Annotated in this window: 21 protein-coding genes and 1 pseudogene; 5 read left to right on the plus strand and 17 right to left on the minus strand. The window is 60.2% G+C overall.

Annotated elements, in window-relative coordinates:
* Positions 1–175 precede the first annotated feature (175 nt).
* The 5 genes and pseudogenes from IGS55_RS13985 to IGS55_RS28030 all read left to right on the plus strand — a co-directional run bounded on the left by IGS55_RS13985 (position 176) and on the right by IGS55_RS28030 (position 8,670).
* A complete protein-coding gene (locus IGS55_RS13985; protein WP_230516155.1) occupies positions 176–433 on the plus strand; it encodes a hypothetical protein in 258 nt (85 codons plus the stop codon).
* An 80-nt stretch (positions 434–513) separates the two neighbouring features.
* Positions 514–1,071, plus strand: coding sequence for a hypothetical protein (locus IGS55_RS13990; protein ID WP_230516156.1), 558 nt, complete (start codon positions 514–516; stop codon positions 1,069–1,071).
* Between the two features lie 1,065 nt (positions 1,072–2,136).
* Positions 2,137–3,039, plus strand: a complete 903-nt coding sequence (locus tag IGS55_RS13995; protein ID WP_230516157.1) for a DUF5677 domain-containing protein — start codon at positions 2,137–2,139, stop codon at positions 3,037–3,039.
* Positions 3,040–3,641: 602 nt separating this feature from the next.
* On the plus strand, positions 3,642–7,238 hold the full coding sequence (locus tag IGS55_RS14000; RefSeq protein WP_230516158.1) for an ATP-binding protein: 3,597 nt from the start codon (positions 3,642–3,644) through the stop codon (positions 7,236–7,238).
* A 297-nt stretch (positions 7,239–7,535) separates the two neighbouring features.
* Positions 7,536–8,670 (plus strand): annotated as a pseudogene (locus IGS55_RS28030) (diguanylate cyclase domain-containing protein).
* 19 nt (positions 8,671–8,689) lie between these two features.
* Here IGS55_RS28030 and IGS55_RS14015 read toward each other — a convergent pair.
* From IGS55_RS14015 to IGS55_RS14095, 17 genes are all read right to left on the minus strand, one after another.
* Positions 8,690–10,189 carry a nucleobase:cation symporter-2 family protein gene (locus IGS55_RS14015; RefSeq protein ID WP_230516161.1) on the minus strand — a complete coding sequence of 500 codons (1,500 nt, stop codon included), beginning with the start codon at positions 10,187–10,189 and terminating at the stop codon, positions 8,690–8,692.
* A gap of 464 nt (positions 10,190–10,653) precedes the next feature.
* On the minus strand, positions 10,654–10,818 hold the full coding sequence (locus tag IGS55_RS14020) for a hypothetical protein (protein WP_230516162.1): 165 nt from the start codon (positions 10,816–10,818) through the stop codon (positions 10,654–10,656).
* Positions 10,819–10,946: 128 nt separating this feature from the next.
* Positions 10,947–11,273, minus strand: a complete 327-nt coding sequence (locus IGS55_RS14025) for a hypothetical protein (protein ID WP_230516163.1) — start codon at positions 11,271–11,273, stop codon at positions 10,947–10,949.
* Positions 11,270–11,767, minus strand: a complete 498-nt coding sequence (locus tag IGS55_RS14030; protein ID WP_230516164.1) for a glycoside hydrolase family 19 protein — start codon at positions 11,765–11,767, stop codon at positions 11,270–11,272. The genes IGS55_RS14025 and IGS55_RS14030 overlap by 4 nt, the downstream gene beginning before the upstream one ends.
* A 14-nt stretch (positions 11,768–11,781) precedes the next feature.
* The gene (locus IGS55_RS14035) at positions 11,782–12,210 is read right to left on the minus strand and encodes a hypothetical protein (RefSeq protein ID WP_230516165.1); all 429 of its coding nucleotides are present in this window, start codon (positions 12,208–12,210) and stop codon (positions 11,782–11,784) included.
* A gap of 76 nt (positions 12,211–12,286) precedes the next feature.
* Positions 12,287–12,469: a hypothetical protein gene (locus tag IGS55_RS14040; protein WP_230516166.1), complete on the minus strand. Its 183-nt coding sequence runs from the start codon at positions 12,467–12,469 to the stop codon at positions 12,287–12,289.
* 56 nt (positions 12,470–12,525) lie between these two features.
* Positions 12,526–14,682, minus strand: a complete 2,157-nt coding sequence (locus IGS55_RS14045) for a hypothetical protein (RefSeq protein WP_230516167.1) — start codon at positions 14,680–14,682, stop codon at positions 12,526–12,528.
* Entirely contained in the window at positions 14,682–15,398 is a 717-nt protein-coding gene (locus tag IGS55_RS14050) for a hypothetical protein (RefSeq protein WP_230516168.1), read from the minus strand. The genes IGS55_RS14045 and IGS55_RS14050 overlap by 1 nt, the downstream gene beginning before the upstream one ends.
* A 106-nt stretch (positions 15,399–15,504) precedes the next feature.
* A complete protein-coding gene (locus tag IGS55_RS14055) occupies positions 15,505–16,152 on the minus strand; it encodes a DUF4376 domain-containing protein (protein ID WP_230516169.1) in 648 nt (215 codons plus the stop codon).
* 8 nt (positions 16,153–16,160) lie between these two features.
* Complete coding sequence (locus IGS55_RS14060; protein WP_230516170.1) at positions 16,161–16,952, minus strand: hypothetical protein; 792 nt, start codon at positions 16,950–16,952, stop codon at positions 16,161–16,163.
* Complete coding sequence (locus tag IGS55_RS14065) at positions 16,949–17,233, minus strand: hypothetical protein (protein ID WP_230516171.1); 285 nt, start codon at positions 17,231–17,233, stop codon at positions 16,949–16,951. Before IGS55_RS14065 ends, IGS55_RS14060 begins: the two co-directional genes overlap by 4 nt.
* The gene (locus IGS55_RS14070; RefSeq protein ID WP_230516172.1) at positions 17,230–18,300 is read right to left on the minus strand and encodes a hypothetical protein; all 1,071 of its coding nucleotides are present in this window, start codon (positions 18,298–18,300) and stop codon (positions 17,230–17,232) included. Before IGS55_RS14070 ends, IGS55_RS14065 begins: the two co-directional genes overlap by 4 nt.
* The gene (locus IGS55_RS14075; RefSeq protein ID WP_230516173.1) at positions 18,297–19,766 is read right to left on the minus strand and encodes a hypothetical protein; all 1,470 of its coding nucleotides are present in this window, start codon (positions 19,764–19,766) and stop codon (positions 18,297–18,299) included. The genes IGS55_RS14070 and IGS55_RS14075 overlap by 4 nt, the downstream gene beginning before the upstream one ends.
* On the minus strand, positions 19,763–24,403 hold the full coding sequence (locus tag IGS55_RS14080; protein ID WP_230516174.1) for a phage tail length tape measure family protein: 4,641 nt from the start codon (positions 24,401–24,403) through the stop codon (positions 19,763–19,765). Before IGS55_RS14080 ends, IGS55_RS14075 begins: the two co-directional genes overlap by 4 nt.
* A 51-nt stretch (positions 24,404–24,454) precedes the next feature.
* Positions 24,455–24,865 carry a phage tail assembly chaperone gene (locus tag IGS55_RS28035; protein WP_442908167.1) on the minus strand — a complete coding sequence of 137 codons (411 nt, stop codon included), beginning with the start codon at positions 24,863–24,865 and terminating at the stop codon, positions 24,455–24,457.
* Positions 24,799–25,242: a hypothetical protein gene (locus IGS55_RS14090; protein ID WP_230516176.1), complete on the minus strand. Its 444-nt coding sequence runs from the start codon at positions 25,240–25,242 to the stop codon at positions 24,799–24,801. The genes IGS55_RS28035 and IGS55_RS14090 overlap by 67 nt, the downstream gene beginning before the upstream one ends.
* Positions 25,243–25,320: 78 nt before the next feature.
* Entirely contained in the window at positions 25,321–26,526 is a 1,206-nt protein-coding gene (locus IGS55_RS14095) for a phage tail tube protein (protein WP_230516177.1), read from the minus strand.
* Positions 26,527–26,763: the final 237 nt, after the last annotated feature.

Raw genomic sequence — 26,763 nt, forward strand, 5'->3', positions numbered from 1 at the left:
CAATTCAATGAGGGATTGGCGCCGGCCGTCACCGAAGAAAAACTTAACGTAGTGTCCGGGATGGGTTGACCACTACACCCAACAACGTTGATTTGGGGTTGGCAGAGTAACGTGGCCGACTTCGGCCATAAGCGGAAGTTCACGACGTTATTGAAGTGTAGTTTAAGGTTGTCCTATGATTAGTAAAGAAAACGCTCCGTCAGCATGGGCCACACTGATGTACGAGCTTGAAGATGCGCATGAACACTTGACCACGCTCATATCGGAGATGAGTAGCGAGGCTGACTACGATGAGGTAAATCTTCGCATTGACCTCGGCCATGTGTTTGCTCACTTGAACAGGGCTTGGCATCTGCGTGACTTGACGGAAGACCTCGATCAAGAGCAGTGGCAGCGCGCCGGCCAATTTCCCAAGGACTTAGACCCGATATAGTTCGTGGACGATTGGCTGGATTCGGCCACAAACGGACCTTTAAATGCAGCCAGCACCTAGAGCGAAATGACTCTCAACTAATGATCAAGCTTACGGATTTACAAAGTTTTCGCGCAGTTGTTGACGACCTTGCACAGGCCTATGATTTCGATATCGACCGCGCTTCCCGGGACTATTCGTGGATAAGAATCACTCCGGAACACAGGTTCCTTGTGATCGCAGGCGAAAGCACGGGCGGCGCATTTCTCGCGTACGGCGACGGCGACTTCGACCAAATGCCCATACTCTATGTAACGTCCGAAGGCCAGGCGGGTAAGGTCGCTTCCAACCTCAGTGAATGGCTCGCCATCGTCGTAGCAGTACCTTACTGGCAAGACTTGCTCCATTTTTCGGGCGGTGGCGACCTAGCAGAGATGCGAAGAACAGCTGAACTTGTAAACGGAAGATATGCAGAAGAAGAAGTCGCCAGCAGTGCAAGGACGCATTTGATGAAGGTCCTGGCTATGCAAGAGATTTCGGATCCCATCGCGGTTTTTCATCGCAACGTTGCTGCCACCGATTGCACCGTTGTTGCTGCGGATGGCTGGCGGTACGAGTCACTTTTCAATAAGTTCAGATCGGACGACTTGCGTAGCTGAAATCAGTTGGGCAGCAGTGATCGTCCGGTTTGGGGCGTAAGCGGACACCGCAATACAGAAGCAGCCACCTCAAAAAATCGCAGTAGTTTCGGCCATGCTTTTCAAGAAAGTATTCCCTCTCTGCCGATGTTTTCTGGGACGAAAATACAAAGTCAAAAAAACTTCATCGTGAGTACTAGCATTTGACGTTTTTTGTACTAGACTATTTGTCTGAAGTCACCAGCAACCGCTCCAAGTGGAATGGTAACGAAGAACTTTTTCTCCAATGATGGTATTTATGATGGTATTTTTGGATATTGGCTGAGTTAACAGAGTGGTTTTCGATTCCGGCTCCGACCAGCGCACAAAATTCAGAAACATCAGAAAAGCCATTAACTCCCAAGGGTTAGTGGCTTTTTTACGCCCCGCCATTCCCCTAATCACGATTAACCCCGACAAAAAGCATTGGCGATTACGCCAGATTTACGCCGAGCGCGTGGCCGTCACGATGCCGAACGCCTGGACATCCAGCACTTGGCCCAGATACAGCACATGCCGGCCTACGCGAACGAGTTCTGGAAGCTGTACGCCGACGACACCCAGGTGGCCGAATGGCCCATACCGAGGCGATGCCATCAGCGAAGACCTGCACGCGCGGGAAGCCTGGGCCGACGCCGCCGGCCCAGCACCACGCCATCAATCACAAGGTGGCCACCGACCTGCGCAGCAGGGGCCGGAAGGCGCGGCCGACCCTACGCGCAAGCGGCACAAGGAGTTGAAAGGAAAGAATAGGCTCATCAAGCGGCAGAAGGCTGCGATGTCGTCAATAGCCGCACCGCCAAACATTTGAAAGTGAGGTGACCCGTGACCAGATGGAAGTCAAATTCTTTGACTGGGTGGCGCGCGTTGCACGGGTATATCAGTTTGGGCAGCAAGAGCGCCTGAGCAAAAAGGGGCACTCTACAAGTACCCGGATATTTTTACGAGGCGTGAACAACGGTGATCAAACACTTATGCGTGACGTCCTACTCCGTCACGTGAAAAACAGATAAACTTTATAAGTTAAAATATAACTATTGGAAAATAATGAACAAAACGGTAAAGCGATTTTTCATCAATCGTGGGATTTCCACCGAAATGGAACTAAATCCATATTTAGTAGATGCAATAGAACTAATCATACTGACTGACGACGAAGTTGAACGGCTGGCTCAAGAAAATTTTGAACGTCTTCAACACGAACCAGTATGGTCAACTCTTCACGACATGTACAAGAAATGTCATGAATTCGCTGGCGGAGCGCTCGCAACTTTTCTTATTGGCCATATCGGTTCAGCTGAAGCACTTTGCAGAACATCTGTAGAGTCTTCTGTGAATTTACACTACGCCAGCTTAGGTGACGAAGTTGGAAATATTCTTGCCTACTTCAGAACCTATATAAATACCGAAAGGACACAAAATTCTGCTTGGCTAAAGAGTGTAGAAAAATCAGACTATTCTGAGGAAGGAAAAGAATACCATCGCAAGCTTATTTCAAAAAAAGAAGAGAGTTTAGATACATATGAAGAGGTTCTTCGAGGGTCGTTGGGAACGATAAATATCGACTATGATAAGCATGCTGGATCTTGGCCAAACACTTTTGATCGATTCGCAAAAATCGGAAAAGAAGTTGGTTACAGAACTGTCTATGCGGCGCTGTGTTCACAGTCTCACAATGACCCTGAAGACATTCTGAACAGTCTCATGGGAAGAATCGTTCTCATCGAAGGTTTAGATGGCGTTATAGAAAGAGAAAAGTACATATTCTCTTTGATTATGGTACTAACAAGTATTTTTTACTTTACAGAGGCCACGGCAATGTATTTAGGGAAATACAACATGTCTACGACCCTACTTCCATTTATGAAAAAATCTCTAGAATTACTAAACGAAGTTGAATCAAATTCAAGTAAATTTATTCACCCACCAAAAAGTTACAAGGCGGCATAACAATCTGCATCTGCGTGCATCCGCACGCGGATTTCGGCAACATGCACTGCGTGTATACTAGCTATCCGAGCTCCACAGCTCGATGCAAAACCTGATTCGCCTAAGCATCATTGCCGAGGTCAAAGAGCCCAAGACGCGAGTTAAACTTGGGCCAACACTCACCATAGAATGCCTGAACGGGCGGCGCCATGCGCCAACAGCACGGCCAACAAAGTTACGTCGAAAGCACCAAGAATCATCTGTAGCTGTGACTTGGCATCGTCGTGAAAAAACCTGGTCGTCAAGCAGCCCACCACTGTGGATGGCGCTACTGCTTTTGCCCCGCGCCGCCTGGAACCACCTCAGCAGCTGGTCGGCGTGCAGCATCCACTTGTCACTCCTCCGTATAAAACACCTCCGAACCTCCGCCACTTCTGCTTTGCCGCGACCGCAATGAATTCCTGCCCCGCACTCGCCTGCCCACTGGCATTTTTACAACACCCCTCATCAGGCCGCTCCCTCCCCCACGGTTCCCTGCTGATATAATACTTACAATCAAGTAACATTCCGAAATGTGCGCCTTCAGGCTCCCGCGACCGTCTGTGTACTGCTAAGCCCAGCCCATGCGCTCCCTTTTCGTTCATGAGATCATCAAACAGCTGCACAGCGGTGCCCGCTCACGGGTTTACCGCGCCAGGGCCGCGGATGGCACCGCGCTGATCGTCAAGAAGCCCAATCAGCCGTTCCCCTCTTTCCAGCAACTGGCGCAGTTCAAGCGCGAGTATGCGATCGCGCGCCGCTGCCGCCATCCTGGGGTGGCGCATCCACTGGCGCTGCAGCTGCACGGCGGGTGCTGGACGATGCTCCTCGAAGATACCGGCGGCCAGGCGCTCGACCAGGTCTTGCACGCGCAGGTGGCGGCGCGCAGGACGCCGTCGCAGCCCGCACTGGCGCTGGACGACTTTTTCGACGTCGCGCTGCAACTGTGCGCGGCGCTGGAAGAGGTCCATACGCATGGCGTGATCCACAAGGACATCAATCCCTCCAATCTGGTGTGGAATGGCGAACGGCGGCGGCTGCAGCTGATCGATTTCGGCATCGCCTGTGAACTGCCGTATGAAAGCCACGGCATCGCCAATCTGCAGACGCTGGAAGGCACGCTGCGCTACATGGCGCCGGAACAGACGGGGCGCATGAACCGGCGGGTCGATTGGCGCGCCGATTTCTATGCGCTCGGCGCCACCTTCTACGAACTGCTGGCCGGCCAGGCGCCATTCGAGACGGGCGACGAGATGGAACTCGTGCACTGCCACATTGCGCGCAGTCCCGACTGGTCGCACCCGGCGCTGGCCAGCTTGCCTGGCCAGCTGCTGGCGATCATCCAGCGGCTGCTGGAAAAAAATGCCGATCAGCGCTACCAGAGCTTGCAGGGCTTGCGCAGCGACCTCGAAGCATGCCGCGCGCAAAAGCCGGCACAGGCGCTCAAGCTGTCCGACCACAACGGCCGCTTCCTCGTGCCGCAAACGCTGCATGGGCGCGAGGATGCCATCGCCGAGCTGCTGGCGGCGTTTGAACGCAGCGCCGCGGGCAAGTGCGAGATACTGCTGGTGGCCGGCCATTCTGGCATCGGCAAGTCGGCCGTCGTCAACGAAGTGCAAAAGCCCATCATCGCGCAGCGCGGGTGCTTCCTGAGCGGGAAATTTGACCAGCTCCAGCGCGACGTGCCGTATGCCTCGCTGATCCAGGCCTTCCAGGGGCTGGTGCGCCGGTTGCTCGGCCAGCCCGAGAAAACGCTGCGCCAGTGGTCGGTCAAACTGCACACGGCGCTGGGTAGCGGCATCGGCATGCTGGTCGAGCTGATTCCCCAACTGGCGCTGATCGTCGGCCCCACTGACCCGATGCCCGCGTCGGCGCCGGCACAGGCCCAGCTGCGCCTGGACCGCCTCTTCCCCCGCTTCGTCGAAGTATTCGCCTGCGCCGGGCACCCGCTGGTGCTGTTCCTCGACGACCTGCAATGGGCCGATGCGGCCACCTTGCGGATGATCGAACTGCTCATGGTCTCCTGCGACAAGAGCTGCATGCTGGTCATCGGCGCGTACCGCGACAACGAAGTGAGCGCCGCGCATCCGCTGATCGCGCTGCGCGACAAGCTGCTCGCTCGTGACGTACGTCTGTCCACGCTGTCACTGGGTGCACTGACCGAGCCACAGGTGGCGCAAATGGTCTCGGCCACCGTGCGCGTGACGGCCCCCGACTGCGCGCCGCTGACCAGCATTTGCTACCGCAAGACGGCCGGCAATCCGTTTTTCCTCAACCAGTTTCTCGCGACGCTCAATGAAGCGGGCCATCTGCGCTACCGGGCCGAGGGCGATTGCTGGGACTGGGACTTGCCCGCGATAGAACAGGCCAAATATACCGACAACGTGGTCGAGGTGCTGCTGGAAAAAATCCGCCGCCTGCCCACGGTGACGCAGCATCTGCTGCAACTGGCCGCCTCCTGCGGCAACCGCTTCGCGCTCGATACGCTCGCGCTGACCGTGGACCGCGCGCCCCGCAAAACGCAGCAAGATCTGTGGCCGGCGCTCAGGGCAGGCTTGATCCAGCCGCTCGACGAACGCTATAAATACATCGATGGCGACACCGAAACCGCCAACAGCGGCGTCAGTTACCGCTTCCTGCACGACCGTGTGCAGCAGGCCGCCTACCTGATCGCCGACGACGATGCGCGCGCGGCCAACCATCTTCTCATCGGCCGCCTGCTGCTGCGGCATGCGACGCCGAAGCATCGGGACGAGGCACTGTTCGAGATCGTCGAGCAGCTCAACGCCGGCCGTGCGCTGATCAACGATGCGGGCGAGCGCGTACAGCTGGCGGCGCTCAATCTGCAAGCCGGCGTCAAGGCACGGCGTTCCGCCGCGTTCCAGTCCACCCTGGAGCACATGCGCACAGGTCTCGACCTGCTGCCGGCGCAGGCATGGAGCGGGCACGCCGACCTCTGGCTCGACCTGCAGCTGGGCGCGGCCGAAGCGGCCTATCTGTGCGGCCAGTTCGACGCCGCCGAAGCGATCTACCCGCTGGTGCGCGCCCGTACCTTGAGCCCCTTGCAGCAGCTGCGCTGCCTTGCCATCCAGGCGCACCAGTATCAATTGCAGGGCCGCCTGCTCGACGCCATCGCCGTACAGCGCGACGGTCTGGCGCTACTGCATACCGACATTCCGCACGATGTGGCGCAGATGAAGACGCGCTTCGCCGATATCCTCGCCGACATCGGGCGGCAGCCTGGCGCGCATGCGCCCGACACATTGCTGGCGGCAGATGACATGTGCGAGCCGGACGCGGTGGCCGCGATGCAGATGATGCAAGGCCTGTGGATGGCCAGCTATTACGCCGGCCAGCAGGATCTCAGCGCGTTGATGGTGGTGTCGATGACGCGCCTGTCCATGCAGCGGGGGAACAGCGATTTCAGCGCCGTCGCCTATGTCGGCTACGCGATGATGGTTGCGCTGTACAGCGGCGACACCGCGCGCGGCTACGCCTTCGGCGCGATGGCGATGGCGCTGGCCAGGCGCCGTGCCAACCTGCAGACGCGCACGCTGACGGGCCTGATGTTCGGCGCGCTCAGCAACCACTGGACGCAGCCGCTGCGCAGCTCCGACGCCCTGTACGAAGAAGCGTTTGGCTGGGCGCTGGAAATCGCCGATTTCGTGCAGGTCGGCGTGGTGGCGGCCGTGCGCGCCACGGACCGACTCATCCTCGGCGACTACCTGCCGCACCTGATACACGACATCGAGCACGACCTGGCGCTGATGCGCGCCAACGGCCAGCAGGCGATGGCCGATTGCTGCGTCGCCGCCGCGGTCCAGCCGATCAAATGCCTGATGGGCCTCCTGCCCCGCCACGATAGCTACGACGACCGGGCCTTCAGCGAGGCGCGCTTCCTCGATCAGTATGGCGGCTCGCAGCTGTACCGCGCCTACTTCTTGCAGGGGAAGATACGCAACGCCTACCTGTTCGACGGCGCCGACGCCGAGCTGCTGGCGGGCCAGCTCGGCAACGTCACCCAGATCATGCGCGGCCAGGCGAAGGTCGTCGATTGCAGCTTTTACGCCGTGCTGATCCTGATCCGCGCCTTGCGGCGCGATCCTGCGCGCCCCGATGCGGGCGATGTGCTGACCGTGATCGGCACGCTGCAGGCAAGCCTCGCCGAGTGGGCCAGGTAGGGCTCGGACAACAGCGACGCCAAACATCTGCTGGTGCTGGCCGAGATGGCGCGCTACCGGGAAGAGCTGCAACTGGCCACACGTTATTACCAGCAGGCGATCGACGCGGCCGGCCTGGCCGGCTACGTCAACATGCAGGCGCTGGGCAATGAGCTGTGCGGCGAATGCTGGTTCGACCAGGGACATGCGCGCGTGGCCGGCGTCTTCATCCAGGACGCCATCGCACATTACGACCGGTGGGGCGCGCAGGGCAAAGTGACGCAGCTGCGAGAGCGCCATCTTGCCCTGCTGTCCAGGATGGACGGCCGCGGCACGCAACGGCATTCCGTCTCCCACACGCAAGGCAGTTCCGCGCTCGACCTGATATCGCTGCTGAAAGCGTCGCAGATCCTGTCGAACGAAGTGGGCCTGCGCAATGTGCTGACGCGCCTCATTGCCATCGTGTGCGAAAACGCTGGTGCGCAGGTGGCGCGCCTGCTGCTGCTATCCGGAGGCAGCTACCAGCTGGAGGCCAATATCGATGGCGACGGCACCACCGTCCTGCAATCGCGCCAGCTCGACCTGAACGCCGCCAGCGATCCGCAGTTCCCGCTGTCGCTGCTGCGCTACGTCGTGCGCACCGGTGCCGAAGTGATCGAAGACTGCATCACGAGCGCTTCGCGCTTTGCCGCCGACCCGTACGTGCAGGTGCACCTGCCGCGCGCCGTCATGTGCCTGCCGATACGGCACGGCGGCCAGATTGGCGGCATCCTGTACTTCGAGAACCGGCTGGCCGAAGCCTCGTTCACGGAAGAACGCGTGGCGTTCCTGCGCATGCTCGGCGCACAGGCCATGATCTCGATCTCCAGCGCCAGACTGCATGACAGTCTCGAACGCCGCGTTGCCGAGCGCACGGAACAGCTGGAAGACGCCAACCGCAAGCTGGCAACCCTGTCCATCACCGATGGCCTGACGGGCCTGTCGAACCGGCGCCATTTCGACGACGTGCTGCGCGCCGAATGCGCGCGTGCCACGCGCGTCGGCCAGCCGCTTGCCGTCATCATGCTCGATGTCGACTACTTCAAGCTATTCAACGACCGTCACGGCCATCTGGCCGGGGATGCATGCCTGATCCGGGTCGCACATGCGCTGGCGCGCGGGTGACCTGACGGCGCGCTACGGCGGCGAAGAGTTTTCAATCGTGCTGCCAAATACCGGCGCGGACGATGCGCAGCAGGTCGGCGAATCGCTGCGGCGCGCCATCGAGGCTCTGGGCATCGTCCACGCGAGTACGCAGGCGCAGCAGGTGACGATCAGCGTCGGCATCGCGGTCCAGCCACCACCGGGCGCCGCCGATCCGGACGCCCTGCTGCGCCTGGCCGATGCCGCGCTGTACCAGGCCAAGGATGCGGGGCGCAATTGCGTGGTGCTCAGGGTCCTGCCGCCTGGCTGACCAGCCGTGGGGCAGTTCTTCAATCGCTGCCATGACTGTTCTCGCGCGCCTGCTCCTGCGCCTTTTCCTGCGATGCCAAGCCGTTGAAGAACAGATTGAGCAGCACGGCGACGATGGCGGCCAGCAGGATGCCGCTGTGCAGCAGCGGCGACAGGGCTTTCGGCATGTGCTGCGCGTATTGCTCGGCCACCAGCGGCAGCATGCCGAAGCCGATAGCCAGGGCCACGATGAACAGGTTGTTGCGGTTGCTCTTGTAGTCGACGCCGGCCAGGATGCGAATGCCCGTGGCGGCGACCATGCCGAACATCACCAGCCCTGCCCCGCCCAGCACGAACGCCGGCACAGCTTCGGCCGTCTGCGCGATCTTCGGGATCACGCCCATGACGAGCAGGATGACGCCGGCCGCCACGCAGACCCAGCGGCTGCGCACGCCCGTCACGCCCACCAGGCCCACGTTTTGCGAGAACGAGGTGTACGGGAAGGTATTGAAGATGCCGCCGAGCAAAGTGCCCAGGCCATCGACGCGCAAGCCGCGGCTGATGTCGGCCTGCTCGATGCGCTTGCCCGTCATCTCTCCCAGTGCCAAAAACATGCCCAGGGACTCGATCATGACGACGATCATCACCAGGCTCATGGTGACGATGGCAACCACATCGAAAGTCGGCATGCCGAACTGGAACGGCGTGACGACGGCAAAAGCCTTGGCGCTGGCCACCTTGGCGAAATCGGCCTTGCCCAACGCAAACGACAGCGCCGTGCCCGCAATGATGCCAATCAATACGGCGATATTCGACAGGAAACCGCGGCCATACTTGGCCACCAACAAGATGACGGCCAGCACGAAGAAGGCGATGCCCATGTTGTCCAGCGCGCCATAGCCGGGGTTGGCGATCATGGGCACTGGGCCGGCCGGCGCGGGCAAGCCGGCCGCCGTGGCGGCCGCGGCCACCTTGACGAAAGCGGGATCGGCGATCTGCGCCATGGCGGGCGGCCCGCCCATGGCCCAGTTCACGCCCACGCGCATCAGCGACACGCCGATCACGGCGATGATGCTGCCCGTGACCACGGGCGGGAACAGGGCCAGCAATCGGCTGATGAAGGGAGCAATCAGCATGGAAACGACACCGGCGCCGATCACGGCGCCAAAGATGCCGGTGATGCCCAGGGCCGGATTGTTCGCCATGGCCAGCATGGGACTGACGGCGGCAAAGGTCACGCCCATCATGACGGGCAGGCGGATGCCGAAATGCTTGCCGATTCCCAGGGACTGAATCAGGGTCACGAGGCCGCAGCAGAACAGGTCGGCACTGATCAGCGCCGCCACCTGCTCGGGCGGCAGCTTGAGGGCACGGCCGACGATCAGCGGCACGGCGATGGCGCCCGCATACATGACGAGCACGTGCTGCAGGCCCAGGGTGAACAGCTTGCCGGCGGGCAGGATTTCATCGACGGGGAACGGCGCGGCAGGCACGGTGCCGGCAGTGCCGCGGTGGATGGATTTCAAGCGGGGAGAGGCCATTTACGCTCCATTTCCTGGGTTACCGTGGCCCGGATGGGCGCAGGTGAAAGGGAAAAGCAAGACAGAAACGGGACGACAGGAACACACTGGCGGCAGATGATGCATGCGAAGCTCCTTGGAATGGGACGACCAAGGTAGCCATGCACGCTTCGTGCCAGGTAGATTGTATACAGGAATTGTGCCGGAAATCAGAAGAGATCGGCTAATGAGACGGTGGATGCACCGTTTTCTCGCATGCCGCGCCCCGCCTGCACCAGAAGGCGGCAAAGGCGCTAGCGCTGGCAGGCCGCTGGTAACTGGTGCTTGGCGCCTATCTCAGTAGATGAATGCATCCCCTGCTGGCGCCCCTCAGCAGCGGGGACTGCGTTGATCGTCGTCGCGTGGCTCGCCACGCGTCCTCCTCACGCCTTGTCCGCGCTCCTGATGCGCTGCCAACAGAAGACGCTCCCTGCTGGAATAGGCTCTTAGCCGCCGGAGCAGGCATCGAGCAGCGCTTCCAGCTGGCGCACATGGGCGGCACGCAATTGCTCGCGCGCCAGCAAGGCTTGCACTTGCTCAAAGATGCCGTGCGACGGCACCGCCGGCAAGACGGGCGCGGCGGGGCGCGGGGCTACGCACGGCGCGCTCACGGGCCAAGCTTCCACCTTCGATGCCGGCGCCCAAGCCGCGCAGCCGGCCAACAAGCCAGCCAGCAAAAAAGTGGCTAGCCTGCTGGCGAGGCCGCCTGCATGCCTTCCGGCACGTTCGCCTGGCGGCCTCATGGCATTTCGCTGGCGATCAGCGCCTCGGCAGCACGGCAGGCGTCGCCTTCGGGCTGCAGCGCCAGGATGCGGGCAGCCGCCGCTTGCGCATCTGCTTGTCCGGCCTGCGCCGTGGCCAGCGCCTGCCGTACCTTCGCCGACCGGCGCGCGCCCTCCTCCCGCATAGTATCGAGGGCCTGGGCCTGGCGCTGCAACACGGCTTGCACCTCCAGCACTTGCGCCGCGCACGCGGAACGGCCCGCTTCGCGGCCCCAGCGCTGGGCGCAAAACACGGCTGCCCCCAACAACACCAGCATGGCCGCGATACTTAACGACGGTTTCATGCCAGCACCTTGCGCGCTGCCTGGTACAAGGCCAGACGCTCGGCCAGGCCGTTCACGCCGCCGTTGATGCGGCGCGTCACACGTTCCTGGTCGCCTGCGTCGGCCAGACGGTTCAAGCCACGCGATTGCCAGAACCAGCCCGCCGAGCGGCACGCGAAAATCGTTTGCTCCAGCAGTTGCGGCGATGCCAGCAAATCCAGGCCCAGCGCCACGCCGCACGCCGCATAATTGGCGCGCCCCGTCACCTGCAGCAAGCCGCGCCCCTTGAAGCGCACGCCATCGCCGGCGATCACATTGCCCAAGTCCGCCCGTCCTTCATACGCCGCGCCGCTGGCCAGCTCGCGCACATAGCGCAGTTGGCCCGATTCGTGGCCCACCTGCGCCAGGAACGACGCCCGACGCAGCGGCGTATCGATGCTGAACTCGGCCATCGCCGCATTCAAGGGCGCGAGGAACAGCGTAGCGCGGCGACCGGCCAGCGGCATGATATGCATCAATTGGGCGCCTGTCACAGCATACCCCGCACATCCTTGACGGCAGCGGCCGCATCGGCCGCCAGTTCGCCGATATCCTTGCCGCGCCGCTTGTCGAACCAGCGCACGCAAGCGCCCAGCAGCCACCAGGCGGGCAAGCCGGCTGCCACCATCACCGGCGCGGCGATGAACAAAAAACCTGTGGACGGGTCGCCGCCATACAGGCCCGCCACGGTCTTCGCGCTGTCGAACAGGCTGGGCCACCACGACAGTACGGCGGCCACGAGCACGGGGCCGAGAAAGGTGGAAATGATGATGCTGGAACAAAAACGAATAAATGCCTCCTTGGTGGATTGGGGCCACATGAACATGAAGCCCAGCGACGTGGCGGCGGCGCCGGCCAGCACGGGCACGCCAAACAGTTTGATCAATGCGCCGCCGGCGGCGGTGGTTTCGAGGGCCATGATTGCCTTTCAGGTGGTGGAAATGAAAAAACCCGCCGAAGCGGGTTTGTTGGTGAGGCACAGGAAATGAAGGAATTTAGGTCGTCCGTTCGCCCGCAGGCACTGCGTCATGTAATGAGGATTCAACCAGTTTCGGCACGCCCCCGTCCGCAAGCCACTCCATATATTTAATGTAATCGAGGTTCTGGTAATCCATCGGTATGAATGCCCCGTCCGATTCACGTATGATTATGTTTTCCTCTTCTGCGATGGTGTACATGCATTCTCCAAATATTAAATTTCAGTGACAGCGTTACATTTACCTTGGGGTAGGTGCTAAAGTTCAGCGCTGACCATCCAACCACCGCCAGAAGCCCAGCCAGCCCAATTAACTAACCCATTACCTGCGAACATAAAACCTGAAGTAGTTTGCGCGATAATTGATGGGGCAAAAGCAGTATCAACCCCTCCTGAGAAATACTTCCAATTATTAGCCATAACTGTAGCAGTGGCACGCTTAGTACCTTTATAAATTATGTGCCCGTACGCGACGGTCGTGTTCATCCCTGTAGCGTTCATGAAAGAAAACGGGGGATCCCCAGCCTCAAAATAGCGCTGGCACATGATCAGCTCTTCCGACATAGATCGACGCGAGAATGGCGTTGCTGTACCTACTTCAAACTGCACGCCTGTGATTAGGAAGTTACCATTATTAGCTAACATGTTGACAGCGCCGGCTACGCCAGTCATGTTGCCAGAAATCCAAGCACCTGTTACTGGACGTACAAAGTTAGCCCCCGAACCCAAGTTAAAGCGCAGGTGCAGACCTTGCATATTATTCGTGTTCATTTCACTTGCAACGTCACCGGGGATAGAAACAGCGATTTTCGTCCATGTGTTCGCTACGGGAATCGAGAAAGAAAACACAAAGCTTTTGTTTGCCAAAATGTTGTATAAAGCGCCCGAATGTGAGCCAGCGATGTTCGAGTAAACCCAAGCGGACAACGTGCAAGTTTTTGCACTGGCTGTACCATATTGCAGGTCGGCCAAATGATTACCCTCGATTACCTGCTGCAACAGGTACGCTTCGCCAGCAGCAGCGTTATAAGCTCCTTGAGCCCCCAAGCCAAGGTAATTAGGAAAGCCGGGGGCGCGAGTAGCCACGTTATAAAAATTAGGGCCATAAGCTGCCTTGCCATTATAGGATGCATCATAGTTCCAACGATCCAAACCATAACCAATGAGATATGTTCCCGAATTAGGTACACCACGCTGATTAATACGCATATCGCCGTTGATGATGCGATTCTGCATGCCGCCGAGGAACGAACCGTTTATGCTGGCCACTTTAAAGTCCTGCGCTGCATCCCCATTTATCGCCGCGTAAGTGGCATCTAGAACGGACGGAGCAATGCTGTCTGCAGTGACATACCAGCCGGACACGCCGTTACTCGTGAACGTGGTGACTTCGCCTGGCCGCATCACGTATGTGGTCGCCAAGTTCGCAGTGTTGGCGAGAACTACGCCAGGCGCCGCAAAATTTACGGTTCCTCCAAATGGCGCCCTTACGGTGAATGAAGAGCCCATATATTCATAAGTCGATGGCCCTACGGCAAGTGTCGAATTTGGGGAGTTGAATTGCAACCAATGGCCAAGCTGTTCTTTTGTGAATGCATTCGCACCTGCGGCCAAGCCGATACCTTGGCCAACTTGATAATGCAAGCCTGCATTATTAACGAAATCCACCGTGGCAATACGTCGAGAATTGTTAAACTTTTCGGGTTTAGTCGAAAGTGGAGTACCAGTAAGATCAGCACTATCCAGTGGTGCTTTTAAGTTAAGCGCAGCTTGTTGGAGGATGCTTACTGGTTTGCTCGCATCACTGGTGTTATCCACGCTACCCAGGCCAACATCGGCCTTGCTGCCTGACGTGGCCACCGCCGCAAACTGTGGTTTACCAGTAATGCTGCCCCAGGTCGGCACATATGAGCCCGGCAGGGCGTCAGTAATGCCATAGCCGGCCAGCGTCGTCGCGCGTACCGCTTTTTTGGTATCCAACTCGGCCAGTGCCGCCTGCACATTTGCCGCAACGATCCCGCCCACCGGCGTGCTGCTTATCTGCGACGCCACGTTCGTCGGAATTGTCACCCAGGCGCCAGCCTGAAATACGCGCAGGCAGCCGCCGTTCAGCACGGTGTCCCAGTAGGTCGCGCCGGCCAGCAACGCACCTCCATTATTGTCAACGTCTGGCGGCTGCGCCTTGGCGCCAAGATAGCGCGCGTCGAGCAATTTGAACGAGGCCGCGCTGGCGGCTGCCGAGACAGTGGCAATGTGCCCGCCCTCGGCCGCTGACGTCGCAGAGGCAGCGGCGGCGGCGGCGCTGGCGGCGGCGGCAGCCGAATTTGCAGGTATGTCGACGACATCCTGTGCCAGTGCCAGCCGGTTCAGTTGATAAAGCGTGTCTCGCTGTCCATAATAAAAAGCATCACTCATTACAGTTCCTCGATTTCAATGTTGGTGGCATAAGCCTGGAAAGATGGCGTGGTAATGGCCGCCAAGTTGGCCAGACGGCCATACACCTGGTGTACCTGCTCCAGCTCAACGTCATCGCATTCCGGGTACAGGCTGACGAACAGCGGCCGCGATAGGCCGTTGCCGCGTACGATGCGCCACAGTTCGGCACGGTCCAACGGCGTCATGTGATCGAGCGCGAGCGACAGCTTGCGGTACATCACGCCACGCTCCACTTTCTGTTCGCCGGCGCCATTGCGGTACTGGCTGCTGGTATCGATTGGCGTGATACCGGCGCCATACGAGGCGTTCTGCTCAGGACTCCAGTAAGGGCCAGCGACCAGGCGCGCGGCCTCGATGTAGCCGGCAGGATTGTCGGGATCGGACAGGTCGATCACCAGTTTTCTGATGCTGCGCATCTGGAACCAGCAACGGGCGTAGGTACCGCCGCCATAACTGTAGGCATTCAAGCCCAGCGGCAATGCCCCCCAATCCCACATGCCCAGCCGCGCATACTCGCACGCCGGCAAGACGCCGGTATCGAATGCAGGCGCAGCGTCGCCAGGCTCGACGTAGCCGCGCACGCGGATGCTTGCCGCTGGGGTCAGGTTGCAAAACGGCAGGGCCACGCCACCGACAATTTCCGGTGCAGGCCAGGTCGCTACGATGCTCTGTACCGTACCAATTGAACGCAGCACCGCAGACTTTCCTTCGCGCTGCAAATTGGCAGGCCCAAGCCCGCCAGCCTGGCTCGACGCCGACAACACTGCGCGGTCGGCGGCGTTGTCGTAAATGATGCGCAAGTTACTCATGTGCACCCTGCACTGGCCAAACGATGGCCTCAAGCGCGTCGAAGGAAGTGGCGGCAGCGATCTGCCTACGCAACTGAAGGGCAATAGCGAACGCCTTGGCAACGTGGGCCCCCAGCGCGGCACCCACGGCGACCATGCCGGCCGCATCGAGCGTCACCTGTGTGTTATCCGACAAGGTCCAGTCGATGCCGTACGGCTGGCCGGAAGCTTGCGCCAGCAGGGCCTGCTGCGTGGCGCCAGTGATGCGGTCCTTGTCTGCTTGGTACAGGGCGCCGTCCCACGCGAAATCCGCAGTCTCGGCAAGCGCGCGCGCCTGCTTGATGCGCGCCCATGCGCGGGTCCGGGCCGTATCGAGCGTGCTGCTGCGGTCCGCGACAATGCTGCCGCCGGCAAACGGACTGGCCGCGTCAGTGATCAGCCACCGCTCGGCAATGCTGCCCAGCTCTCCTTGCAATTGCAATAATGGCATCTGCAGCGGGGTATTCCAGGCCAGGCCGGAACCGGCCAGATAAGCCACTTCGCTGGCGTAGCTATGCACGGAAAGCTGCGCAGTATCGAATGGCGCATTGATTTCGATTCGCTTGAGCATATGAACGCCGACCGCCACGCCATTTGGCGTGGTGAAGTTTTTGAGTATCATCAGTTTTCCTAGTCGTAAAGAGATGCATTAATGATGGGCATGCTCAGATCTGAAGCATTTCCCGAATGCGAGCTGCTATCCCGGTCATATTCGGCGCCCTTGAAATAGTAGGCAGCCACATTGGCCATGCCGGTGGAAAAAGTGGCCCCATTTCTGCGCACCCCGCCCCGGCTCTCGTAAAACTGGGAATTGCCCGAGCCGGGATATCCCGGCGCATCGCCCACCGACACATCGCTGAGTTGGTAGGTATCAGGCAGCAAAATAGCGGCATTGGATATGGCGGGAATAACGTAATCGCTTACTTGATAGCCAAAGGATATGGACAAGAATGACTCTATCTTCAGAGACAAATTGCCGCTATCGAATATCAGCTTTCCCGCGGCATCCCACGAACGCATGCCAAAGGTATTGGGCGAGGCAATGGCACGTCCGATGGCAAAGCAATAGCCAATTGGCAAGGTGGGCAGCACGCTTGCGCTGCGCCGGTAGATATTCATGCCAGGCATGCTGCCGTTGCCTGGTGTGTCCACGGACAAGGTGGGATAAAACCAGATATCCTCCCCATTGGCATCCGGATAACGCCAGAACGTCATGACGGCGCGGCCGCCCGAATCGGGCAGCGAGATGACTTGATGGGAATTGGTATAGTAAGGTTTTATGCCGACATTCCCGCTGGTAAACAGGCCGGAAATATACGGCGCGGGATTCAAGGCTACCTTGCCAATAAACTCCGGGACCATGAATTCTTCATCGATGACCCGGCTCCCTTTTTCCGTATTAAACAGTATGCCGTTCGTCATGATGCGAATACCAGCAAGATCAGATCGCCGCCATGGGCGTCCTTGTATTCAAACGAGAAGGTAATCGTGGGGTTGCCATGGCCATCCTGGCCGACCACCCAGGCAAGTACACCTCCCATTACTTGAAACACCCGCAAGGACATGCCACGCAATCCGGAATACACGCGCACCGCAGGTTGCTCGGGGCCTTGTCGCCACGTTTCCACATAGATGCCGCCTGCACCGTCGGGGGTAATCATGGGCGTGCCATTGGCTTTATAGGTCGTAATACCCATGCTCATCGTGTCAGGTCTCCTATTTGTACGCGCAACATGTTGTTGCCGTCATACACCTTGATCACGTTGTCCCAGATTTCCGTACGGGCACCCACGGTGGCCGTACGCAAGGTACCGATGACGGCCGACATGGCGGACAAGGATTTGATGCTGGCAGTGTTGATCAGCGCCAAATCGATGGCTGCACCCTGGATGTACGTGCCGATGGTGGCTTGGCTCATCTGCCCGCCGATATTGACGCCAAAAGTTGCACCTGCCGTCGCATTCGCCGGCGGCTTGGCACCAATTACCTTGCTGTAGTCGATGCCGCTGGCGCCTGCGGCAAGAATGACGCTGTCATTCGCGCCATATATCGTGACCGCTTTCATCACGGCCTGGCCTGCTGCGTTGACGGACCAGTTCCCGACCGCGTCACTGATAGTGCCGGTTACAAGCAAATTTCCCGTTTTCGTATTGACAGCCTCCAGACTGCCCACTTTTAGCGCATTCAGATACGGCGCCGCCCACTTGGTCGTGCCGCTGGCCGGATTGAAAATACCATCGGACCGGTACAACGATTCACCTGCGCCAAACAGCGGCGGCGAACCCTCCCATACCGTGCCGGCGCCCCAGGTGTCAATTGGCGGGAAAGATGCATCGCCCTGCGTGCTGAGCGTCGCCGGCGTGGTGCCCAGCGACGACAGGCCCGTCTTGCTGTAGGCGACGCGTGAAGAGTTGCCTGTCACGCCGTCGAAAATCTTGCTCACCGTCTGGCTGGCCGTGTAGGTCAAACCGTCAGCCACAATGGTCGCCGTGATCGTCACGCTGTCGCCCACCATGCCGGCATACGCCAGGCTGGCCACGTTGCCGACGCGCGTCAGCACGCTGGCATTGCTGGCGGTGAACGCCACCTGGCCCTGCATATTCACCAGGCCGGCCGTGAAATCGATGCTGGCAGGAGTGGCAATAGTCGTGGCGGCCACCTTGAACGCCTGTGCAGTCGCCGCCAGCAGCAGCACCCGGTCGTTGGCCGGTGCGAAGCGCGGCACGGTATTCATGATCAACCTGTCGCGTTCCCCCACAATCGCGCTCATGCCAGCACCCCCACCGTCACCCGGCCCGTCAGCCAGAAGCGCGACAGCAGCACCACCACGCCCGGCACACCGTCCTGCAAGCCAAAGCGTTCAGCGCGCAGTTGTACGGGCTGTCCCAGTTCCAGCATCATCATCTCGGGTTCTCCATCGAATTCGTAAATGGTGCGCGGCACCTTGTTCAGGGCCAGGCGCCGCTGCGCTTCCGCGCGGGCATCGGCCCGCGTCTTCAGGCACGTATCGATCTGCACCGGATCGTCAGTCAGGCGATAGCGTGCGCGCACGGTTTCATCGACCACCGTTTCGGTCAGCCATTCCGTGGCATACAAATCCGCATGCGCGGGCGGAATGCTGGTCGTCAGGCCCGTCTGCAGCGTGTAATTGCGGTCAAAGCCGATCTTCACGGCGGCCGTCACGGACAGGCGCTGCGCGGGACGCAAGGAGCGTTCGCGCATCTGCTCCGGGCCGATCGCTAGCGGCACGCCGGCGGCAGGCAAGGCGATCTGCACCAGGCGCAGCTGGCCGGTGCGCGACATGATCGCCTGGGCGCCCACGCTGGCCGCCAATTGCTGGATGGCCTGCGCCTGGTTCGTGCGGTCCGCAACATACAGCCCTACCGGCTGCGGGTGGGCCGCATCGAAGGCGGCCAGGTTATCCATATCCAGGTCCGCCACGGTAAAACGGTCGGCCGCCTTGCCGTAGGCGGTGGCGATGCGCCGCACCAGCGGCGCGATGCGCGGCGCATAACCGCCGCCCTTGTCGCCCTGCACGCTGGCCGTGATCGTGGTGGAAAACGGGTCAGTCGTCAGCTTGAAGCGCCCCGCCTGGTCATTCAAGGCCACGGCAATCGGCTTGCCGTTGGTGCGCACCTCGAACGTCGATTCGACCGCGCCGAGAAAACCATATTCCAGGGTGGCGGGATTGGTCAGCAAGGGCGCCACGTTGTGGCACTCGCCAAACGGTATCGGCAGGATGGCGTCCTTGTTCGGCGTCGTGCCGCCCAGCTTCGCTTCGGAGATCGGCGTATTCAGGCGCTGCAGCTTGTCGCGCAGGACCAGATTGACCGACTCGCGCCCCGCACTGGCCACGTCGGCGATGATGCCGTCGAAGACCAGCTGGAAGTCGGCACGCGGCCAGGAAGGGTCGCCGGCCCAAGCTTTGACCGGCCGGTTCATCCAGACATCGTCCAGCCAGCCATCGAGCGCGCCATCGGCGTTATCGAGTTCGATATCGCCGCCCGACAGGCCCGCCTCGCCGGACAGGCTGACCTGTTCCGTGAAGGCCAGGCCGCCCTTGGCCAGCGGCTGGTACGCGGTATTGGCCGGCACTTCGCGCGGCCCGGTGACATAGGGCCGCGAAGCGATATACCGCGTCACCTCGCTGCCGGCCACATTCACTTGCGCCTCGATCAGCACCATGCGGATGGCCGACGGGCTTTGCAGCCATTCCTGAAATTGCGCATCGGTCATGCGTATTCTCCTTTCACTGCATTGGCCCAGGCGGATACCCGGGACGATTTGTCCACGCCATCGACCACAGTCCTGGCGGCGTTGGCGTTCGATTCAAAGGTGGCCTGGATGGTGGCGCCCGTCTGCGCCCGCTGGTCGGCGCGCAAGCCTTCCAGCTCCACGCGCATGGCCTGGTTGTCCTCGCGCAGGCCGCGGATTTCGGCGACGAGAGCGTCGGAGCCGACGTTCGCGGCCGAGGAATAGCGCACGGGATCGAAGACGGCCGCCGTAACGGGGGAAGTCATCGCGGCCAGTGCGGCGATGACGGGAGGATTACCGAGTTGTACACCCAGATCCGCCGCACCGCCCATCGCCGCCCGCAGGCCGGCGATGGCCTGCGCCACCGTCAGCACGCTGTCGTTAATCGTGATCAAGCCCGATACCTGGGCATTGAGTGCATCGAGGCTGGCCTGCTGCACGTCGACCTGCGCCGCTGCCCATTTCAACGCTTCCTTGTTCGCTTCCACCACGCGGGCATAGTCGGCCGCATAACGGGCGTCGGACGCATTGACCACCTGCGACGCCGTCAGAAACGCCTGTTCGGCGGCCGACAGCCCCGATTGCGCCGTCGTATCGCCCGCATTCGCGGCAGCCAGGGTTTTCTCGAACTGGGCGCGCGCCTCGGCGTACTTCTGCTCCGGCGTCAGCGTCGACTGGGCGCCCAATGCCATGCTGGAATTCAGGCCGTTCAAGGTCGTCACCCACGATTTCGACTTCTCCAGCGCCGACTTGGCCGCCGCCGATTCCGTCTCATAGGCCTTGGCCAGCGCATCCTTCGCACTGGTTACCGCCTTGACGGCCTGGATCTGGTCGAATAATCCACGATTGGCATCGGCGACGCCGGCGCGCTGGGCAGCCAGCAACTGCGCTTCGGTCTTCGTCAGTTCGTTCAACTGCTGCTGCATATCCTTGCGCTCGCTGGCGATGTCGCTGGCCGTCTTGCTCACTACGGCCAGCTCGCCCGTGGCGGCGCTGAGGTCGGCCGCATAGTCGGCCGCCTTTTTGAACGGCTCGGCCAAGGACAACAAGGCCACATACAATTCAGCTGCCCCATCTTTTCCAGTGGCCACGCCATCAGCAGCGGACAATACGGCAGCCTTGAAGCCATCCATCGTCGTCACGCCACCCAAGCCCAGTTTTCCCATGGCGTCATTTACCGACTTGGTGATCGGCGCCATCTTTTCGGATTCAGACAGGAAATTCTCGTAAAAATACGAGGTGCCACTTGTCAGCTTTTCCAGGCCACCGGCAGTATCGATCAAGTCTTCGCTCAGCTTTACTGCTGCCATGCCCGTGACGCCGAAAGATTTTCCCAATACAAACAGGACATCGCTGACCTGCTGGAAATCATTGGCAATGCGATTCAGTGTTTCAAACGCGCCTTCGCCTATCTTGGCGAAATCGCGTAAACCCGCGACGCCAGCATCAGCCATCTTGTCGCCCAGCGCAGAAAATGCCGTTTCCAGTGTTTTCTGCTGTTCCTCAGCCGACAGTCCTTTCAAACTGATCTTACCCAGATCGACCTTGAAACTGTCCATCCGCGCATTGAAATCGCTCCCAGCCACACCCATGACGTTGGCGGCGCCACGAATGGCATTGCCCATGCTGACGATAATCATCGTGAACTGTTTATTGACGTCATCGGACATTGCTGCCGTTTCGGTCTTGTTCTTATTGCTATAGGTAAAACCCAATGCTTTTTTCTTGGTATTGACATCGGCATACGATTGGGCGGTAAAGCCGATCTCCTCGATCTTGCCGAGGCTCATTGCATTGCCGGTAATGCCCTGATCGACCACCGTCTTGGAGGTGTTGAACAGTTTGGAAGCAACGCTGCCCAGTACCGCTCCCACCACACTGCCGAGCACCAATCCGATGGGACCACCAATCGCCGCCATACCCATGCCCAGATAGGTACCCAGCATGGCTCCGCCCAGCCCGCCAGCGGAAGTGCCTGCCAGCACGCCAAGCGTGCCTCCCAGGACCTTGGTTCCGGTCTGCACGCCTGCCGCAGCTCCGCCCGCTCCCGTCGCCACTGACTCGCGTGCCAGCAAATTGGCCAGGTTGCCGATACCGGCAGCCAGCTTGCGCAGCGAGTTATCCATCGAAATGGTATGCGCCAGGCCCAGCCCGGAATTTTTTTCCATGATGGCCAAGCTGCGCGCGATCGAATCGCTTTTTGCGGACGAATCACCGAGCACCGTCCCCGTGCCGTTTGCCTTCTGGCGTTCCTTGGCAACGTCGACATTGCCTCCGCCTCCACCGCCAATCGCCACGCCCAGGCCAGCCACGATCGCCGCCATGGCCGCCATGCGGCCAAACGCCGTATAGGGATCACCCGATCCCTGGCTCAGTACTGCGCTGATACCCTTGGGTACCAGTTCGGCCAGGGTCATGGCCACTTCCGCAGCATGAAATACCTGGGAAACCGTGGTCAAGGCCTTGTAGCCGGCACTCTGCTCGTCAAAGAAGCCGGCCGCGGCACCGGCCATGTCGCTGTAACCTTTCATCTGTGCTTGCGTGGAATCAAGCTGCGCTTTCGATTTCGCAGCGATTTCCTTAGGTTCGTCCCCCTTGGCATCCTCCTTCGCATTCGCCAGGGTCCGTTGAATATCCTGCTGGGCCTTCTTGTGATCAACCAGCGCTGCGGTAACCTTGCCTATCGTGCCGCCCACCTTGCCGAAGGCCTTTTCCAGCGCATCGCCCAAGGCTTTGGCGCCATCGGCAGCCTCTTTCCATTGCTGCTCGTCGGCCGCCTTGGCATCGGCGCGGTCCTTGTCCTTTTTGGCCTTCGCATCCCCTTCACGCTTCTTCAGCGTTTCCTCACTCTGCTGGCGCGCGATTTCATCCACCTGTGCCAATTCAGCCTTTTCCCTCGGCGCTATCCTGGACTTGGCGGCGCCAGCTTCGGCGATCTTGTTCTTGTTTTCCTGAACAGCCTGCGGCGTTTTCGCCTGAAAAGCGCTCAGCACATCGATCTGCTTCTGGTAGGCATCCGCCTCTGCCTTGCCCCGCTCGCGAATGGTGTTTCTGCGATTTTCAAAATACTGCTCTTCGCTTAAAGTGCCACCCTTGCGATACAACTCATCAAGTTTGGCGCTCTGGTCATAACCCTCCGTTTTCAAGCGCAATTCATCTTGAATGGCTTGCAACTGCCCCGCACGCTTCGCCTCGCGATCGTCAGAACCAAAGGCGGGTGGAGGTGAAGCAACCTTGAATGCGGCATGAATACTGGCACGTATCTTTTCCTGCTCAGCAAAGGGAACCGCCAGTGGCGTTCCTTTTAGTGTGGCAACGTGTTTGTTGTAATTCTCAATTACTGCGGATTCCTGGCTAATTTTTTGGGCGTAAATCTTAGTGATCGCGTCGATGCCCTTTTGTGCTTCTTTTTCAGCATCATTTTTTTCTTGAGTCGCAAGCTGCGCATCAGCAACTTTTCTCTCCTGGGCTTGCTGATTCACCAGCACCTGTCGCACCTTTGCCATCTGTTCAAGAACCTGCTCCAATTGCTTGCCACTTATGCCCATGCCTTCATGCGTATCCAGGCTGGTATGGCCTGTGGCTTTTAACAACTCGACGCTCTCATCATGTTGAAGGATCTTGTCATCCACTGTGGTCCTGCGTCCGATTCCATTGACGCTATCGCTAGCATTCGACTGGAGGGTGTTAATTTCCCGCATCGCAGCGCCAACAAAGCTCAGGTTTTCGCCGCGTTTTTTCAGCTCCTCGTTGTAATGCTTCGCCGTCGCAATCATCGCTTCCTGGGTCTTGCCCTCCTCCTCGAGCGTCTTGATATGCTGGTACTGGCTGGCATCCAGTGTTCGATACACCTCGGCATGGGTATCGACCCAGTTCACAACACCGCCAGCCATCGTGGCAAAGTTCGCGGCAACCTCCGCTGCTGGCTTATTTGTACTCTGTGCCGTGGCTACAGCGGCGGCGCCAACCGACAACAAGGCCTCGCCCGTAAACTCTCCCGTTTCCAGCAATGTTTGCAAGGCTACGCGCGCGTCACCCATACCTGCGTTCTCGAGATTGGCAATCGACCTGACCATGTCATTGAACTGCCCTTCCGTGATGCCAGCCGAATTGCCTGTCAGTTGCATTGCCCTGGCAAAATTATCCGACTCCTTTTGTCCCTTCACATAGGCATTCGCTGCAAATGCGGCAGCCTCCCCGAGCATTTGCAGCGCCAGCACCGGCCCCGCGCCCAGGCGAGTGACTGCCAATTCCGTCAAGCCAGATACATTCGCCAGCTCTCCCAGGCCATCCTTGATTTTTCCGACGTCGGCGTTCATGCCGCCTTCGCCGATCTTCAGCGATGCCCTGGCAAAGCCTTCGACCGCGGTCATGCCCTTGAACAAGGCATCCGAAGCGTCGCTGCTTTCATCACCAAGTACTCTGGATGCGTCTGCCGCCGCGCGTACCGCTTCGGCCTGCGCGCGCATGACTTGCTCGGAATCGCGCATCCTGGTGTTCACATCCTCGACTTGATGCCCAGCCTCGCCGCTGGCGGCGGCCAAGTCGCTTACCGCCTGCGTACCCGCCCTCACTTCCGCCGTATTCACAACAATTAGTATTTCCGTTATCTCTGGCATGTTTGGCCCATAAAAAAGGCCGCGCATGGCGGCCGGGTTGGAAAATGCGGGTCAGACCGCCGCATGCTGGTGCGACAGGAACAGCGCGTCGAGCTGGTCCAGCAACTGGTGCTCGAACGGCTCGATGGCGATGCCGTGGCGCGCCTGCCAGGCGAGGATTTCCGTGCTGGCGATGGGGTTGACGGCCATGCCGTTCTGCCGCTTGCGGTTCAATTGCGCGAACCATTCCCACACGTGGGCCAGCTCGAACGGCATGGGCGGCGCCGCCTCTTCGGGCGGCGCGCGGTACAGAGGATGGCGCCGGGCGGCATCGATATGCTCGCCCTTGGCATGGCCATCGGCCGCCCGTGCGCCGCGCTCGAACTGATGCCCGGCGTAGCGCAGCAGGCTGGCCGTCAGAGTTTCAAAAAATTCGACTCGTTTTCCAGCGCCGTGGTCACTTTTTCCTGCCAGGTCGGGTATTTTTCAAAGGCCGCTTCCAGCAGCGCAGCATCGAGCGGCACGGGGGCGCCGTTGCTGGTGAAGCCGTACCAGCCCGTGACCACGGCCAGCGCCAGGCGTTTCTGGTTGCCGTCGATGGCTTGCACCAGCAGTTCCGCGCCTTCGTCGGTGGAGGCGTCGATGGCCGTCTTGCGGCGCGCCGACTTTTTATAACCTTCTGCGCGCACGGCGTTGTTGGCGACGCGGTATTGTTCGCTGTTCTTGCCGACGATGGTCAGGCCGGCCACCGCTTCGCCGTCCGCGTCGAAGATGACGGGCACGTCGAACGTGACGGGAGTAGCCGCCGCGTGGATATTGCCGATGTCGAAACCTGCCTGGATTTTTTGCGCGTTGTTCATGTGTGATGCTTTCTGGATGAAGTAGAAAAATATAAAAAAAAGGCCGCCATCACGGCGGCCCCGGTGCAAGTCAGCCGCTTACAGCGCGCTGTCCTGGATGGTCAGGGTGGTCGCTTCATGCTGCGCATCGGTGCCCTTGTAGCGCAGGACGTCGAAGGCGCAGGTGACGATCTTGTTTTTCTCGCCGTCGTCGATCTTGGCCGAGGTGATCTTGATGCGGCCCATGGCCAGCGCCAGCACGTCGGCGGCCGGCGCCGTGCCCGACGCCATGGCGTAGGCCAGCGGGATTTCCGTCTCGGACTTGAAGTAGTCGAGGTAGGTGGCGTCCTGCAGCAGGACCGTGAACTGGCCCGAGCCCATCACCTTGCCGCGCGAGGCGGCCGTGGCGTACTTCGAGCCGATCACCGGGTCGACCTTGACCTGGCCGTCGAGCGAGACGGACATGCCGGTGCAGATCTGCGACGGGATGCCGTTCACGGACAGCATCGCCGTGGCGCCCGAGAATTTGCCGGTGCCCGGCGCGGCCAGCGGCGTGGCGAAATGCGGCACGGCCGTGGTCGGGCCTTCCGACTTGCCCATCAGGGTAAAGTCCAGGCTGGTGATGCCGTTCGGCTGCACGGCGATGTCCATCTTGCTGACCAGCTGGTCGACGAAACTGCGGTGCACGCCGATGTTCGGGTCCTGCACTTCGGCCGTAAACCAGTCCGTGGTATGGCCCTTCAGCGGGGTGAAGCTGCGCTTGCCGACGGCCGCCACGCCGACCGAGTCGCCGGCCGCCTTGACGATCATCACCGAGCCGTCCATGAACTGGCCATTCAGGTTGGTCGCCGTCACCGACGTGACGAAGAAATTCTTCGCGTTGTTGGCGGCGGCCGGTGCCGTCATGCCGGTGATGCGCACCACGCTGCCGGCGCGGAAACCTTCCGCCAGCCAGGAACCGGCGCTGCGCGTCAGGCCGGAAGCGGCAGCGGCGATGGTCGTTTGCGCGGCAGCGACGCCGCCCGCCGTGAAGTCGCGGCGCAGCAGCGCGGCCATCAGCGGCGCATACGTGCCGCACGCCGCTTCGGCCTTGATGGCGCCCGTGGTACGGAAGTTGCCCAGGCGGGTATCGCCCTGCTGCTGGCTGGCGTCGATTTCGGCGCTCGCGTATTTGTCCGCTTCCGTGTCGAAGGTGGCCGTCACGCGGGGATAAATCTGGCCGCCGCCGGCGGCGGCCTTGCTGCCTTCCGCGCTTTGTTTGCTGATAACGATCACGCTGTCGATGCCGTTTGCTGTCAGTGCCATAAGTAATACCTTTCGTGGGATGAAAACCGCCGGGGCGGTCTTGTGGGAGAAACTGAAAAATGGGAGATGAAACGAAAAAGCCCGCGCGCGGTGAGGCGGCGGGCTGGCGTCCGGATGGCATGGGACCATGCCGGATGGATGTTGGGCGAAGGGGCCATGAAGGCCGTTCGCTGCGCTGATTTCCCCTATCGGTGTCGCGCCGAAAGCGCGTCTATTACGAGTGGAGAAGCATGTGGT

Source organism: Janthinobacterium sp. EB271-G4-3-2 (assembly GCF_020858035.1).
GTDB classification, from domain to species: domain Bacteria; phylum Pseudomonadota; class Gammaproteobacteria; order Burkholderiales; family Burkholderiaceae_D; genus Janthinobacterium; species Janthinobacterium aestuarii.

Coding starts and splice junctions, on each gene's coding strand:
- IGS55_RS13995 (WP_230516157.1), top strand. CDS start 2,137: ATGAACAAAACGGTAAAGCGATTTTTCATCAATCGTGGGATTTCCACC.
- IGS55_RS14025 (WP_230516163.1), bottom strand. CDS start 11,273: ATGAAACCGTCGTTAAGTATCGCGGCCATGCTGGTGTTGTTGGGGGCA.
- IGS55_RS14065 (WP_230516171.1), bottom strand. CDS start 17,233: ATGAGCATGGGTATTACGACCTATAAAGCCAATGGCACGCCCATGATT.
- IGS55_RS14095 (WP_230516177.1), bottom strand. CDS start 26,526: ATGGCACTGACAGCAAACGGCATCGACAGCGTGATCGTTATCAGCAAA.
- IGS55_RS14015 (WP_230516161.1), bottom strand. CDS start 10,189: ATGGCCTCTCCCCGCTTGAAATCCATCCACCGCGGCACTGCCGGCACC.
- IGS55_RS14080 (WP_230516174.1), bottom strand. CDS start 24,403: ATGCCAGAGATAACGGAAATACTAATTGTTGTGAATACGGCGGAAGTG.
- IGS55_RS14035 (WP_230516165.1), bottom strand. CDS start 12,210: ATGGCCCTCGAAACCACCGCCGCCGGCGGCGCATTGATCAAACTGTTT.
- IGS55_RS14075 (WP_230516173.1), bottom strand. CDS start 19,766: ATGACCGATGCGCAATTTCAGGAATGGCTGCAAAGCCCGTCGGCCATC.
- IGS55_RS14030 (WP_230516164.1), bottom strand. CDS start 11,767: ATGCATATCATGCCGCTGGCCGGTCGCCGCGCTACGCTGTTCCTCGCG.
- IGS55_RS13985 (WP_230516155.1), top strand. CDS start 176: ATGATTAGTAAAGAAAACGCTCCGTCAGCATGGGCCACACTGATGTAC.
- IGS55_RS14045 (WP_230516167.1), bottom strand. CDS start 14,682: ATGAGTGATGCTTTTTATTATGGACAGCGAGACACGCTTTATCAACTG.
- IGS55_RS14040 (WP_230516166.1), bottom strand. CDS start 12,469: ATGTACACCATCGCAGAAGAGGAAAACATAATCATACGTGAATCGGAC.
- IGS55_RS14090 (WP_230516176.1), bottom strand. CDS start 25,242: ATGAACAACGCGCAAAAAATCCAGGCAGGTTTCGACATCGGCAATATC.
- IGS55_RS14000 (WP_230516158.1), top strand. CDS start 3,642: ATGCGCTCCCTTTTCGTTCATGAGATCATCAAACAGCTGCACAGCGGT.
- IGS55_RS14060 (WP_230516170.1), bottom strand. CDS start 16,952: ATGACGAACGGCATACTGTTTAATACGGAAAAAGGGAGCCGGGTCATC.
- IGS55_RS13990 (WP_230516156.1), top strand. CDS start 514: ATGATCAAGCTTACGGATTTACAAAGTTTTCGCGCAGTTGTTGACGAC.
- IGS55_RS14055 (WP_230516169.1), bottom strand. CDS start 16,152: ATGATACTCAAAAACTTCACCACGCCAAATGGCGTGGCGGTCGGCGTT.
- IGS55_RS14070 (WP_230516172.1), bottom strand. CDS start 18,300: ATGAGCGCGATTGTGGGGGAACGCGACAGGTTGATCATGAATACCGTG.